The organism is Mesorhizobium sp. M1E.F.Ca.ET.063.01.1.1, from assembly GCF_003998155.1.
Classification (GTDB): Bacteria; Pseudomonadota; Alphaproteobacteria; order Rhizobiales; family Rhizobiaceae; genus Mesorhizobium.
On record NZ_RZSC01001749.1, the window covers coordinates 1 to 397 of the forward strand.

Consider the following 397-nt stretch of genomic DNA (forward strand, 5'->3'; position numbering starts at 1 on the left):
ACCGGCTGCAGGTGCTGGAGGTGATCGGCGTCAGCGACGAGGCGCCGGACGTCAAGACCTTCACCTTCCGCTCCGACAACCAGACCTGGTTCCGCTACAAGCCCGGCCAGTTCGTGACGCTGGAACTGCCGACCGCCGACGGACCGCTGATGCGCACCTACACGCTGTCCTCATCGCCCTCGCGGCCGTTCTCGATCGCGGTGACGGTGAAGGCGCAGGCCGGCAGCATCGGCACGCGCTGGATGTTCGACAATCTCAAGCCCGGCGCCCATGTGAAGGCCTATGGCCCGGTCGGCGATTTCTCGCTGCACAGCCATCCGGCGGCCAAGTACCTGTTCATCTCGGCCGGCTCCGGCGTAACGCCGATGATGTCGATGCTTCGCTGGCTGAACGACTG

The 397-nt window shown here is 65.7% G+C and carries 1 protein-coding gene; it reads left to right on the forward strand.

The genetic code is table 11. The features are described from left to right. Positions 1-397, forward strand: a 397-nt coding sequence (locus EOA29_RS40725; protein WP_245468898.1) for an FAD-binding oxidoreductase, incomplete at both ends; no start/stop codon positions are given.